Origin of the sequence: Actinomyces sp. oral taxon 897, assembly GCF_002999235.1 — a bacterium.
In the GTDB taxonomy this organism is placed as follows: domain Bacteria; phylum Actinomycetota; class Actinomycetes; order Actinomycetales; family Actinomycetaceae; genus Actinomyces.
In genome coordinates this window covers 371,492-384,313 of record NZ_CP027236.1, presented here as the reverse complement: position 1 = coordinate 384,313, position 12,822 = coordinate 371,492, and the positions used below count along the sequence as shown (strand labels likewise).

The 12,822-nt window shown below is 75.4% G+C and carries 10 protein-coding genes; 5 read left to right on the top strand and 5 right to left on the bottom strand.

Annotated elements, in window-relative coordinates:
* Positions 1 to 1,008: a DUF4439 domain-containing protein gene (locus tag C3V41_RS13005; RefSeq protein WP_165271561.1), complete on the top strand. Its 1,008-nt coding sequence runs from the start codon at positions 1 to 3 to the stop codon at positions 1,006 to 1,008.
* Positions 1,009 to 1,084: 76 nt separating this feature from the next.
* Here C3V41_RS13005 and C3V41_RS01575 read toward each other — a convergent pair whose 3' ends face one another.
* Entirely contained in the window at positions 1,085 to 4,267 is a 3,183-nt protein-coding gene (locus C3V41_RS01575; RefSeq protein ID WP_106108816.1) for a DEAD/DEAH box helicase family protein, read from the bottom strand.
* Between the two features lie 150 nt (positions 4,268 to 4,417).
* Positions 4,418 to 6,256 carry a proline--tRNA ligase gene (locus tag C3V41_RS01570; RefSeq protein ID WP_106110587.1) on the bottom strand — a complete coding sequence of 613 codons (1,839 nt, stop codon included), beginning with the start codon at positions 6,254 to 6,256 and terminating at the stop codon, positions 4,418 to 4,420.
* A 312-nt stretch (positions 6,257 to 6,568) separates the two neighbouring features.
* Here C3V41_RS01570 and C3V41_RS01565 point away from each other — a divergent pair, with 312 nt between their 5' ends.
* Complete coding sequence (locus tag C3V41_RS01565) at positions 6,569 to 7,357, top strand: hypothetical protein (protein ID WP_129591450.1); 789 nt, start codon at positions 6,569 to 6,571, stop codon at positions 7,355 to 7,357.
* 603 nt (positions 7,358 to 7,960) lie between these two features.
* Entirely contained in the window at positions 7,961 to 8,623 is a 663-nt protein-coding gene (locus tag C3V41_RS01555) for a hypothetical protein (RefSeq protein ID WP_106108814.1), read from the top strand.
* Between the two features lie 38 nt (positions 8,624 to 8,661).
* Here the strand turns inward: C3V41_RS01555 and C3V41_RS01550 are convergent, their stop codons facing one another.
* Genes C3V41_RS01550 through C3V41_RS01540 form a run of 3 tightly spaced genes read right to left on the bottom strand, consistent with a single transcriptional unit; the run spans position 8,662 to position 10,876 of the window.
* A complete protein-coding gene (locus C3V41_RS01550; protein WP_106108813.1) occupies positions 8,662 to 9,357 on the bottom strand; it encodes a hypothetical protein in 696 nt (231 codons plus the stop codon).
* On the bottom strand, positions 9,354 to 10,139 hold the full coding sequence (locus tag C3V41_RS01545) for an ABC transporter (protein ID WP_129591449.1): 786 nt from the start codon (positions 10,137 to 10,139) through the stop codon (positions 9,354 to 9,356). Before C3V41_RS01545 ends, C3V41_RS01550 begins: the two co-directional genes overlap by 4 nt.
* Positions 10,136 to 10,876: an ATP-binding cassette domain-containing protein gene (locus C3V41_RS01540; RefSeq protein WP_106108811.1), complete on the bottom strand. Its 741-nt coding sequence runs from the start codon at positions 10,874 to 10,876 to the stop codon at positions 10,136 to 10,138. The genes C3V41_RS01545 and C3V41_RS01540 overlap by 4 nt, the downstream gene beginning before the upstream one ends.
* A 132-nt stretch (positions 10,877 to 11,008) precedes the next feature.
* Here C3V41_RS01540 and C3V41_RS01535 point away from each other — a divergent pair, with 132 nt between their 5' ends.
* Positions 11,009 to 11,962, top strand: a complete 954-nt coding sequence (locus C3V41_RS01535; protein ID WP_254423640.1) for a sensor histidine kinase — start codon at positions 11,009 to 11,011, stop codon at positions 11,960 to 11,962.
* On the top strand, positions 11,959 to 12,684 hold the full coding sequence (locus C3V41_RS01530; protein WP_254423639.1) for a response regulator transcription factor: 726 nt from the start codon (positions 11,959 to 11,961) through the stop codon (positions 12,682 to 12,684). Before C3V41_RS01535 ends, C3V41_RS01530 begins: the two co-directional genes overlap by 4 nt.
* Positions 12,685 to 12,822 lie beyond the last annotated feature (138 nt).

Here is a 12,822-nt window from a genome sequence, read left to right as displayed (position 1 = left end):
GTGAAGATCCCGCCGCCCCGCCCGCGCCCCGCCCTACGAAGCCGACCGGCCCCCGTCGGGGACACCCAGCTGCCCTCCTCCGCCCGGGTGAGGCTGCGCCGCGTGGGGGCCCTGCTGCTGGCGGGCGCCCTGACGGCCTCGCTGGGGGCCTGCGCCCTGAAGGTGGGGGAGGGCTCGTCGGTGGTCCTGCCCCAGGCCTCGGCCGCGGAGGCCTCCCGTGACGCCATGGCCCGGGCCGCGACCCTCATTGGCTCCACCGCCCAGGTGGTAGCCACCACCTCCACGGACCAGGCGGTGGTCCCGACGTCGGCCTCGATCCAGGAGGAGGCCCGCCAGCAGGTGGAGGCCCTGGGTGGGGTGTGGGGGCCCTGGGCGACGCCGGTCCCCACCACCTACCCCACCGCCACCCCGGTGGCCACGGCCGCCCCTGACGCGACCGTCAGCGACCTGGTGACGGCGCTGAGCTCGGGCGTGGAGACGGCACGGGGCGTCCTGGAGACGGCCGAGCCCGCCCAGGCGCAGCTGGCGGCCTCACTGGTGGTGTCCTGGTCCACGCGCTTAGAGGAGCTCTCACCGGGGTCGGTGGCCCCGGCCCCCCGCGACGCCGCGACCATGACCGAGCCCCTGGGCGCCGACCTGCTCCTGGCCTACGACTCGGCACGCTACGCCATGGAGGAGGTGGCGGCCCGCTCCGCCGGTGCGGACCGCGAGCGCGCCCAGGCGGACGGCGCGGTGGCCGACCAGGTGGTCCGCGCCTCGGTGGCGCTGGGTGGCACCGACTCCCGGCTGGCGGCCTACGCCGCCCCCACGGCGTCCTCTGACGCGCAGGGCCTGGACGCCACCTGGGCGCTCCAGGTGGAGCTGGGGGTGATGACGGCGGAGATCAGCACCGTCGGGTCGGCCAGCGGCGCGGCCCGGACGTCGGCGGTGGACGCCGCGGTGGACGCCGCTGGCAGGGCCAAGGCGTGGGGGGCCACCCTGCCCGCCCTGCCCGCCTACCAGGGCTAGCCACAGCGGGGCCCGGGGTCCCTACAGCAGGGTCCTGGGGTCCTCAGGCCGCCTGCCCGCCTACCAGGGAGGTGGGCTAGCGGGGCCCGGTCGGGCACCACAGCCTGCAACGACGCACGGTCAGGCGCCCGGTGACCCCCAGGGGGCCGCGGGCACTGACCAGGGCCGCCAGGTCGCCCTCCTCACGCACCAGGTGCAGCCGGCAGGGCCCCACCTCCTGCTCCCAGGTGCCCGTAAAGGCCGCCGCCCCCGCCTGGGAGCGCCCTACCGCGGTGGGCAGCGCCAGGTAGAGGGCCCGGTGCCCGCGCCTGTCGGCCCGGTGCCGCGCCAGGAGCAGGGCCAGGCGGCGCAGGGGTGGCCAGGAGCGCCAGCCCCGTGGCTCCACCGCCAGCGGCGCCACCTCGACCACGAAGCGCGGGGGGCGTCGGGGCGCGGTGAGGAGCTCGGAGAGGGCGTCGGCCAGGAGCGCGGCCTGCCGCCCGCCCAGTCCCTCCAGCCAGACGTCCACCTGCGCCCCGTCCCAGGGCACCGGCCCCGGCCCGCCTCGGGGTGGGGCGGGTGGGGCAGGCAGGTCTGAGTGGCTGCCCCACCTGGTCGGCTCGGCCGCGCCCGCCCGCCCGGCCTGATCAGGTGGGACAGCCTGGGCGGGCGCCCCGGAGGGCCCGGGCAGGCTGACAGGGCCGTCGCGGCGTACCACCACCTGGATCCGCCCGGCCGCGTCCACCTGGCCGTTCTGCCTCAGCCCCGCCAGGACCGCGAACGCGGCCCCGCGCAGGAAGGGGGCCGGGGCCCCGGTCGCCAGCAGGTCCGGGGCGGAGGTGACGGTGACCACCTCGCACTCCCCGCGCCGTCGGGCCGGGCGGCTGGTGGGGGCGGGGCCCTCCAGCCACAGGGTGGCCTCGGCGTCCCGCGGCTCCACGCGGGTGTCCGCGTTGAAGGCCTCCACCGCCTGGAGGTGGGTGCTGCCCTGGCGGGCCGCCTGGCCCAGGACCGCCTGCTGGGTGTCGGTGAGGCCGGCCCACAGCCCGGTGCGGACGACCGGGGTCCCGGCGGGGGCGGCGGCGGTCCACTGGTGCTCCAGCTTGCGCTCGACCCGCTCCAGGTCCGTGGTGCAGGACACTCCCGCCCCGTCCTGGGGCAGGCAGGCCACCGTCCAGTTGTGGGCCACCTTGCCCGGCCAGGCGGGGTCGAGCCGCAGCGTGCGGCCCAGGAGCTGCTGGACAGTGGTGGCGGTGGTGGCCTCGGTGAGGTCAATGAGGGTGTTGACGGCCGGGCAGTCCCAGCCCTCCCCCAGCAGGCCCCGGGTGCCCACGACGAGGCGGACCCGGCCCTGGGCCACGAGGTCGCCCACGGCCCGTACGAGGGCGGCGCCGGTGCCGCCCCGCACGCGCAGGGTCCAGCCGTCGTCCTGGGCGGGCAGGCTGGTCCCGGTCATGGTGCGCAGCAGCTCCAGCAGCCCCTGGTCGCCGTGGGCCAGCCAGAGGTGGTCGGCGGTCAGGAGGACCGGGTGCAGGGTGCGCAGGACGGCGTCGGAGAGCAGGGTCTCGTACACGCGCAGGGCGCCGCCGCGTGTCCTGCGCGCCCCGGCCGCGTGGTCACCGGGCGCCCCCTCCAGGACGTCCAGGGCCCGGTGGGTGGCGGAGCACTGGGCGGTGTCGGTGACGACGACGGCCCTCAGGCGCTCCCCGAGGGCCGCGTGCTCCCGGCGCAGGATGTCGACGGCGGCCACGTCCTTGGCGCGTGAGGCGGCCACGAGGGCGTCCACGGGGGTGCGGCCGCGGCGCAGGCCGCTGTCGGTCAGGCGGTAGCCGAACCCTCGCAGGAGCTCCCGGAGGTCCTGCCACTGGGCGCGGCGGGAGGGGTCGGGCAGCAGGACGTTCAGGGCGTAGTCGCCCAGGAGGTCGAGCTCGTCCTGGAGGCCCAGGGGTGCCAGGGGCGGCAGGAGGGGCAGGAGGGCCGTGGTCAGCGGGGTCTGCTGGTAGTCCCCCACCTGCTCCAGCAGGGCGGCGGCGGCCAGGGCCAGGGCCGGGTGCATGCGGATCCCGGCGGCCAGGCGGGCCACCAGGTCCTCCCCCACCGGGGCGGGCGGCACCGGAGGCGCCCCGGGCTGCCGGGATCCTTCCCCGGCCGGGGAGGAGCCCGTGAGTGGGAGCGCCCCGGGGGACCTCTCCCCCGCGGGGGCCCGGGGGCCGGGGACGTCAGGGGCTCCTCCCGTCGTGGCAGGCACCTCGGGGGCCACGACCCTGGTGAGGTAGGCGACGCCGTCGGCGGACAGCAGGTGCAGGCGCAGGCGGGTCCTCAGCTCGGCCCCGGCCGTGGCCAGGAAGCGGGTCTCCTCCTCGGCGGGCAGGGTCAGGTGGAGCAGGCTGCGGTAGGGGGCCAGGTGGCCCTCCTGGATGACGGCGGGCACGGGCACCTCGTGGTCCACCTCCCCCAGCAGGTCGTGGTAGCGGCTCCAGGCGGGGTCCTCCCGGCAGGGCAGGGTGGCGGTGAGCCCGATGAGCGTGGGGTCCACCCCACCACCCCGCAGGCGGCGCAGCAGGTAGTGGACCACCACCGCCCAGTGGGCCCGCAGGTGGTGGCACTCGTCCACCACCACGGTGCCCACACCGCCTGCGGCCAGGGCGTCCAGACGCCGCCGGGAGGAGGGGTGGAGGATCGTGGCCAGGGCCTCCTCGTCCAGGTCGGCCAGGTGGCGCCGGGCGGCGGCGGCCCGGCGCGACAGCCCGGAGCGGTAGGCGCGGGGGTTGGTGGCCTCCAGCCCGGCGAGCCAGTCACGGGCCTGGGCGGCCGTCCGCGGGCCGGTGAGCTCGGCCAGCCAGCGTCCCCGGGCGGCCCCGTCCCAGTCGGCGGAGCCGTCCACCACGGCGAGGCTCTGGTAGGTCAGGACGGTCAGGTCGGCCGGCGCCTCCCCTGTGGTGGACACCGCGGGCGCGCTCCCACCGGCTACCCGGAAGGCCTGGCGGGCCTGGGCGGCCCACTGCTCCTGGATGACGGTGGTGGGGGTGAGCACCACGGCCCGGCGCCCGTTGCGGGCGGCCAGGGCCAGGCCCAGGAGGGTCTTGCCCGACCCGGGTGGGGCCACCAGGTGCAGGCGGGCGCCGTCGGCGAGGTCGACGGCGCGGGCGGCCTCCTCCTGGTAGGTGCGCAGGGGCGCCGCCAGCCGCCAGGAGGCCAGGGGCCGGTGCGCGGCGGATCCCGGGCCGGGCCGGTGCGCGGCCGGGCCGGGAACGGCGCCCCCCGTGGGACCCGGGCCCACGACCGGACCGTCCTGGCTACCCGGACAGTCCTGGCCACCCGGACCGGGCGCAACCGGGGTCGTGGGGTCCGACGGCGTCCCGGCGCCCCCGGGCGGGAGGCCCCCATCGGGGACCACCCGCGCGGGGACGTCCTGTGGGAGCGGCACGGCTCAGGCGCGCCCGGGGACCTGGGCCAGGGCGGCGGTGAGTACGGCGGACACCCGGGCGACGGCGTCGGCCACGGGCAGGCTCACCCGCTCCCCGCTGCGGCGGTCGCGCAGCTCCACGGTGCCCTGACGGCCCAGGTCGCGGCCCACCACCAGGGTGTAGGGCACGCCCAGGAGCTCGGAGTCCTTAAACTTCACCCCGGCGCTGACCCTGCGGCGGTCGTCGTAGAGGATCTCGAAGCCGGCCTCGTCCAGGGCCTGGGCCAGAGCCTGGGCGGTGTCGAAGACCGTCTCCTCCTTGCCGGTGGCCAGTACCTGGAGGTGGTAGGGGGCCACCTGGATGGGCCAGGCCAGGCCAGCCTCGTCGTGGTTGGCCTCGGCCAGGGCGGCCATGACCCGGCTGACCCCGATGCCGTAGGAGCCCATGGTGACCACCCGGGCCCTGCCGTTCTCGTCCAGGACCCTCAGCCCCAGGGCGTCGGCGTACTTGCGGCCCAGGGCGAAGATGTGTCCGATCTCGATGCCGCGGGCCAGGTGCAGGGGGCCGGAGCCGTCGGGGGCGGGGTCGCCCTCGCGGACCTCGGCGGCCTCGATGACGCCGTCGGCGGTAAAGTCGCGGCCCATGACCAGGTCCATCACGTGCCTCCTGTCCGTGTCGGCGCCGGTGACCCAGGCGCTGCCCGCCACGACGCGGGGGTCCACCAGGTAGCGCACGGACCCGGTGAGGACCTCGGTGCCGTCCTCGCGCCTCTCCACCCGGCGGGCCGGGGAGTTGGGGCCAATAGCGGCCGGGCCGATGTAGCCGCGCACCAGCTCGGGGTGGGCCTCGAAGTCGGCGTCGGTGGCCATGTCGACCTCGGCGGGGGCCAGGGAGGCCTCCAGGCGCTTGAGGTCCACGTCGCGGTCGCCGGGGACACCGACCACCAGCAGCTCGCGCTCGCCGTGGGGGTGGGTGAGGGCCACCACGACGTTCTTGAGGGTGTCGGCGGCGCTCCAGGCCCGGCCGTCGGAGCGCGGGTAGGACTTGTTGAACAGGTCCACCAGGGACTCGATGGTGGGGGTGTCGGGGGTGTCCACCACCCGCGCGGGCCCCACCCCGGAGGCGTCGACCGGCCCGGGGGCCGTAGTGGTCACGGCCTCGGCGTTGGCCGCGTAGCCGCCGTCGGAGCGCACGAAGGTGTCCTCGCCAATGGGCGAGGGGTGGAGGAACTCCTCGGAGCGGGAGCCGCCCATGGCCCCGGAGACCGCTGAGACAATGACGTAGTCCAGGCCCAGGCGGGTGAAGATACGCTGGTAGGCAGCCCGGTGCGCCTGGTAGGAGGCCTCCAGCCCGGCCTCGTCCAGGTCGAATGAGTAGGAGTCCTTCATGACGAACTCCCGGCCCCGGATAATGCCGGCCCTCGGGCGGGCCTCGTCACGGTACTTGGTCTGGATCTGGTAGACCGACAGGGGCAGGTCCTTGTAGGAGGAGCACAGGTCCTTGACCAGGAGGGTGAACATCTCCTCGTGGGTGGGGGCCAGGAGGTAGTCGGCCTCCTTGCGGTCGCGCAGCTTGAACAGGGTGGGACCGTAGTCCTCCCACCGGCCGGTGGCCTGGTAGGGCTCGGCGGGCAGCAGGGCCGGGAAGTGGACCTCCTGGGCGCCCATGGCGTCCATCTCCTGACGCACCACCGCCTCGATCTTGCGCAGGGTCCGCAGACCCAGGGGCAGCCAGGTGTAGACGCCGGGGGCGGCGCGGCGGATGTAGCAGGCCCGCACCAGGAGCCGGTGGCTGGCAACCTCGGCGTCGGCCGGGTCCTCGCGCAGGGTGCGGATGAAGGCGGTGGAGAGTCGCTGGATCACGGGCACATGGTACGGCGTGAACCGGCCTCGCACTCCTGCCCCGGGCGCTGCCTGCGCCTTTGCCCGCGGTAGGGCACCGGGCAGGGGCGTCGGCCGCCAGGACCCCGCCCGGGGTCTCCACCACCCCGCGGTAGGGCACCGGGCAGGGGCGCCGCCCCGGGCCCGGTCGTGCATGACAGACCCTGATCACCCCCGGTACGCTTTAGGAAGCGTCTGTCAGAGTACCTGAGTTACAGGAGAGCCTCTACTATGACCGGGATCGACGCCGGACCATCGGCCACCGACAGCACCAGGACCGGTACCAGCACCAGTATGCCGGCCGTTCTCCGCCCCGCCCTACGCGCCCGGCCCACCGGGGCCTCCCTGCGCGGCGTCCCCCGCCCTGCCTGCGCCTGGGCCCGGCGCGTGCTGCCGGTCCTGGTGGCGGCGTGCCTGGTCGCGGGCTGCGACCTGCCCGGCAGCCAGCAGGCGGGCGGCCCGGCTGCCTCCCCGGCACCGTCGGTGACCACCTCGGAGCCGCAGGAGACCGGCCCGCAGGAGACCGGCCCCACCGGCGCGGACCCTGACGGGCTCCCCCTGCCAGCAGGCCCCGACGGGGCGCCCCTGCCGCCCGCCGGCGAGGTCCCCCTGTCACCGACCGGCGGCCCCGGGCAGGCGGCGCCCGCCTCCTACGCCGCACCACCGGGTGCCCGGCACCTGGGCTCCTTCCGGGGCTCTGCCCGACAGGGCACGTGCGCATTCCAGTCCGCACGCTCCGCGATCGGTGAGGCCGGCGTCATATGCCCCGTACCCGCACAGTCCTGGTCGCTGCCCAGGTACAGCACCGATATGAGGGGGCGCCCCTGCAACAGCTACGCCCTTCACCTGGTAGTCACCTCCACCAGCTCCGGCCTGCTGTGCCTTGAGGGGGATATTGGAATGGCGCAGGACACCCTGGATGTCGGGCAGACCGCCACCAACGGGGAGTTCGCCTGCACCGTCACCTCCGAGGCGACGATCACGTGCTGGAGCACCACCAGCGGGGTCTCCTTCGCCTTCTCCCGCGACGGCTGGATGACCGGTACCACCGGGCCGATCCCCGAGTCCGCCCACACCTGGTGAGCCAGGCCGCCACAACCAGCCACCGCGAGAACGGTACTTATTGCCCGTGAGAACGGTACTTGTTCGTCGTGAGAATGGGGCCGGGGCCGCTGCGCGCACAGGCACCACTGGCTCCTGTATGAGTGCCTGCAGCGCGTATGGCCGAGACCACTACGCACAGACACCGCCTACACCGTCGGCACAAGATCTCTCATTGCACAGGCTGCATTAGTTTAAAATGCACATATGCGCACCACTGTTGACCTGCCACCAGCCGTCCACTACCGCATGAGATAAGTCGCCGCCACTCACGGGATCTGCCTGTCCACGCTCATTAGTGAGCTGGCCACCTCTGCCTTCAACAGGGAGTACCCGCAGGCCGAGACGGAGACCAGTACGGTGACCGGCCTCCCGCAGCTCCCCCTGGGACACCCGGTGAGCTCGCAGGACGTCGCCGCCTTCCTCGCTGACGGAAGACCAGACGTCACATAGCCACAGTGTGACGCAAGGCTCTACCCTGGTACCAACCAGCGCGGCAGGTGGTCAGGCGGGCCCCGTCCGGGGCACTGGCACCACCGGCCGTCCTGGGCGTTCCCGGGCACACCCACGGCGAAAGGCACCCTGATGAGTACCACCCTCCTGAGGCGGGATCCCGCTCCGGCAGCGTCCGCGTCACGCAGCCGACGGCGTCTGCTGGCCCTGGCCCTGGTGTCAGCGGCCCTGGTCGCGGGCTGCGACGACGGGACGACGTCCACGGCCAGCGCACCCGCGTCGTCCACGGCCGCCACCACGGAGTCGGGCGCCCCGGCCCCCGCCGGAGGCGACGGGTCCCCCACCGCGGCTCCCACCTCCTACGACGCCCCGCAGGACACCGCCAGCCTGACCGGCTTCTGGGACCCTGACGAGAAGAACCAGTGCAGCTTCCTGGAGGACTCCAACAACCCGCTCGGCTCCCCCGGCGTCGTGTGCCAGGTGAACGCGCGGACCTGGTCCCCGCCCGCCGGCACCACCGACATCAGGGGGAACGCCTGCGACACCGGGGCGGTCTACCTGGTGGCCACGCCCGACAAGTCCGGCCTGTTCTGCTTCTCCGGGGACCTGGGGGCGCCCTCGGACACCCTGACGGTCGGGCAGAGCGCCGCCAAGGGGGACTTCGCCTGCACCGCCACCTCCGAGACGGCGCTCACGTGCTGGAGCACCACCAGCGGGGCCTCCTTCGCCTTCTCCCCCGCCGGCTGGATGACCGGCACCACCGGACCGATCCCCGAGTCCGCCCACACCTTCTGAGCACGGCACGCCCCGTTGCACGGCACGCTCCGGCGCCCTCAGGCATCCGAGCGGATCGTGCGCCAGGCCCCGGCCAGCTGGCACACGCACACCCACGCCAGGACGGTGAGCAGCGCCGCTGTGCGGGACCCCGGCCCCCGGGCGCCGCCCAGGAGCTCCTGGGCGGCCACCCCCGGCAGGAGCCGCCCGGCAGCCCCCAGGTAGCCTGACAGCGCCTGCGGGACGACGACGAGCAGCAGGGCCCCCGTGACCGCGGTCGAGGCCCGCCGCATCAGGCCCGCCGCCCCCGAGCCGATCAGCGCGGCCGCCACCAGCCACAGCAGGACGCGCCCGGTGGCACCAGCCGTCCCCCGGCCCGGCAGGAGCACGGCCACGGGGGCCAGGAGCAGCCCCGCGGCCGCGAGCGCACCGAGGCCGACCACGCCGGTCCGGGCGCCGGCCACCCGGGCGCGCACCGGCTGGACAAGCAGGGTGGTACGCAGGCAGGTGGTCCCTGCCGCGCACGCCAGCGCTCCCGTGACCAGGAACCCCACCTGGACGGGAACGGTCCACGACCAGGCCACCTGCTCCAGGCCGCCCGCCCCGCCCCGCGCCCGGCCCCTGGCCGCCGACCACAGCTGGAGGAGGGCCAGGGCCGCCGTCGCGGCGCCCGCCCACCGCACGGCCGGGAAGGTCACCATCTTGAGCGCCTCGGCCCGGCAGGCGCAGGCCGTCTGCGAGTCCCGCCACCTCATGAGGCGTCCTGCCTTATCCAGGCCACCGCCGTGGTCACCAGCGCCGCCAGCGCCCACACGCCGCAGGCGACCACCGCCGCGGTGGGGGTGGGGGTGATGCCGAACCGGGTCTGGCGGATAAAGAGGCTGTAGGCGGCCGCGTCGGGCAGGTAGACGGCCAGGTCGGTCACCTTGCTCAGCAGCACGGAGGGGGAGACCAGGCTCGAGGCCGTGACCAGGGCGACCAGGGGCACCGTCGCCCCCCGGCTCAGGGTGGCCAGCGCCGCCGCCAGCAGGGCGTTGATCCCCCACCAGGCGGCCAGGGCCGCCAGGCGTCCGGGCGTGAGGTCACTGCGCGTGGAGGCCCACTCACCCAGGAGGTGGTGGAGCAGGGACAGCTCCAGGGCCAGCGCCCCGGCCAGCAGAAGGACGCCTGCCAGGAGGACCACCAGGATCTTGGCTACCAGCGTGGGGCGGCGGCCGGGATCCACCAGCAGGGTGGTGGCCAGCTGGCGGGTGCCCCCGGTCTCCTGGCTGCCGCGCTGGAACTCGCTGGCGAACACCGCGGTCGCCGTAATGACCAGGCCGGGCACTCCCGCCATGCTCAGCTCCATAAAGGGCATGTCGGTGAGCTGCTCCAGGGCGTAGGGGTCACCCGCCCTCAGGTCGGCTACCAGGCCGGAGCTGGCGACCCAGGTGACGAGCAGCGGCAGGACCAGGGCCAGGGCCGACCCCAACCACACGGGCTTAAGACTCAGGGCCTTGAGCACCTCGGCGTGCAGGACCCGCACGGCCCCGCTCATGAGGCGGCCCCTGCCTGGTAGGCCGGCGGGGCCCCGTCCGGGCCCTGGTCGGCAAGGTGGAAGAAGGCGTCCTCGAAGGTGGCGTACCCGGCCCGGGCCGACTCCAGGGTCCCGGCGAACCGTACCCGCCCGTCGGCGATGACGACGACGTCGTCGGCCACCTCGGCGAGCTCGCCCAGCAGGTGGCTGGAGAGCAGGACCGTCCCCCCGGCCGCGGCACGCGCCCTGAGCAGGTCCCGGATCCACCGGATGCCCTCGGGGTCCAGGCCGTTGACCGGCTCGTCCAGGACGAGCACCTGCGGGTCGCCCAGGAGCGCCGTGGCCAGGCCCAGGCGCTGGCCCATCCCCAGGGAGTAGGTGGACACCGGGCGCCGGGCGGCCTGGGCCAGGCCGACGGCCTCCAGGACCTCGTTGACCCGACGTCGTGGCAGGCCCGCGCCCGTGGCCACCCAGCGCAGGTGGGCGTACCCGGTGCGGGAGGGGGCGGCCCCGGCGCCGTCGAGCACGGCGCCGACGTGGCGTAGCGGGTGGCGCAGGCGGGCGTAGGGCCGGTCCAGGACCAGGGCGCGGCCGCCGTCGAGGTGGTCCAGGCCCAGCAGGCAGCGCAGGGTGGTGGACTTGCCCGCGCCGTTGCGTCCCACGAAGCCGGTGACCCGGCCGGGGCGTGCCCGGAAGGACACCTGGTGGAGGATCTCGCGGCCCCGGTAGCTCTTGCTCAGGGAGTCGATAACGATCATGGCGCCAGTGTGGGTGCTCCCGGGCCGGGCGGCGTCGGCTCCGGGGAGGGCCCGGGGCGTCCCGGGTCGGAGCCCGGTCCCTCAGACCGTGGTCTGATGCCGCTGCCGGCGGGGCCTGCCTAGAGTGGGGGCGTGAGCAGCAGGTCCTACCCGGTGGGAGAGAAGGTGTCGTCCCGGCACTGGCCCGTGCCGGTGCTGGTCACCTTCATGGCGGCCCTGTCCCTCGTAGGCTCCGAGCAGGCCCCCAGTCCGCTGGTACGGGCGACCACCGTGGCGGCCCTGGTGACGGCCTTCGCCCTGACCGTGTGGCTGCGACGGCGTGAGAGGCGCGCCTATGAGGCCCGCCTGGCCGACCTGGCGGCGGCGCGGGCGGTGGCCGAGGACCGCCTGGCGCTGTCCCGTGAGCTGCACGACCTGGTCTCGGGCGGGCTGGGGGCGATCACGGTGCACGCGGCCGTGGCCCAGCGTCTGCACCGGGATCCTGAGGGCCTGCGCCAGGCCCTGGCCCAGATCGAGCAGGCCGGGCACGAGGCCACCGCCGACCTGCGGCGCATGCTGGCGGTCCTGCGGGGTGGGGACGCCGAGGCCCGGCGGGCTGCGCCGCCACCGGCACCCTGTGGCGCCGCCCCCGCCGAGGACCTGGCGCTGCGGGTGGTGCGTGAGGCCCTGGTCAACACGGCCCGTCACGCGGGGCCCAGCCCGGTGCGTGTGGAGGCGGACACCGGTCCCGGGCGACTGAGCCTGCGCGTGTCCGACGCCGGCCCCGGCCCGGACTGGGTCCCCCAGCCCGGCAGCGGCTACGGGCTGACGGGCCTGCGGGAGCAGGCGCAGGCCCTGGGTGGAAGCCTCACGGCGGGGCCCGTCGGGGACGGTTTCACCGTGGTCCTGGAGCTGCCCGCCCGGGCTGGGGACGCCTGTGGCCCCGCCCCAGGCCCTCAGCGCCCGGGCGCGCCCGCCCGGGTTGAGGACGCGGGCGGGGCGGGCGCGGGACCGGCCCGGGGCGCTCGGACCGGCCGGGAGCGGGCCGACGCAGGCGGGCGGACCGGGGCCGGTGCGCCCCGGCCCGGCGGGGAGGCGGGGTCGTGAGCGGGGCCGCGCAGGCCGCGGAGACGGGGAGGGCGGGCCCGGGGAGGCCGGTACGGGTCCTGGTCGCCGAGGACCAGGCGCTCATGCGCAGCTCCCTGGCCGCGCTCATCCAGGCCGAGGCGGACCTGAGCGTGGTGGCCACCGCCGCCGACGGCCAGGCGGCCCTGGCCCTGGCCCGTGAGCACCGCCCCGACGTGGTGGTCATGGACATCCAGATGCCCGGCACGGACGGCATCCAGGCCACGGCCAGCCTGGTGGCCGACCCGGACCTGGTCGCCACCAGGATCCTGGTGCTGACCATGTTCGACGTCGACGACTACGTCCTGGGCGCCCTGCGGGCGGGGGCCAGCGGGTTCCTCCTGAAGGACACCGACCCCCAGGTGCTGGTGGACGCCATCCGCACGGTGCACGCCGGGCAGTCCCTACTCAGCCCGCGCGCCCTGGAGCGCCTGGTGGCCCAGGGCGTCCCGGCCGCCGTCCCGCGCAGGTGGGGCGACGCCGGGGCCGCTGGCGGGGTGGGGGCGCTGACGCCGCGCCAGCGCGAGGTCCTGGTGCTGATCGCACGGGGCCTGTCCAACACCCAGATCGAGGCGGAGCTGTCGATCACCCGGGCCACGTGCCGCAGCCACATCACCGCCCTCCTGGCCCGGCTGGGGGCGCGCGACCGGGCCCAGCTCGTCATCGCCGCCTACGAGTCCGGGCTGGTGACGGCCTCCCCCTGAGGGCCCAGACGCTGGGGACGCGCCTGCGGAGCTGAACGCGAGTGACAGAGCTCATAACCTGTGCTACAATCTAATTTGAGGGTTTTCCCTGCAGTCAGCCCGGCACCAAGTGCGTGGCACTTTAGGACGCCACCGCAG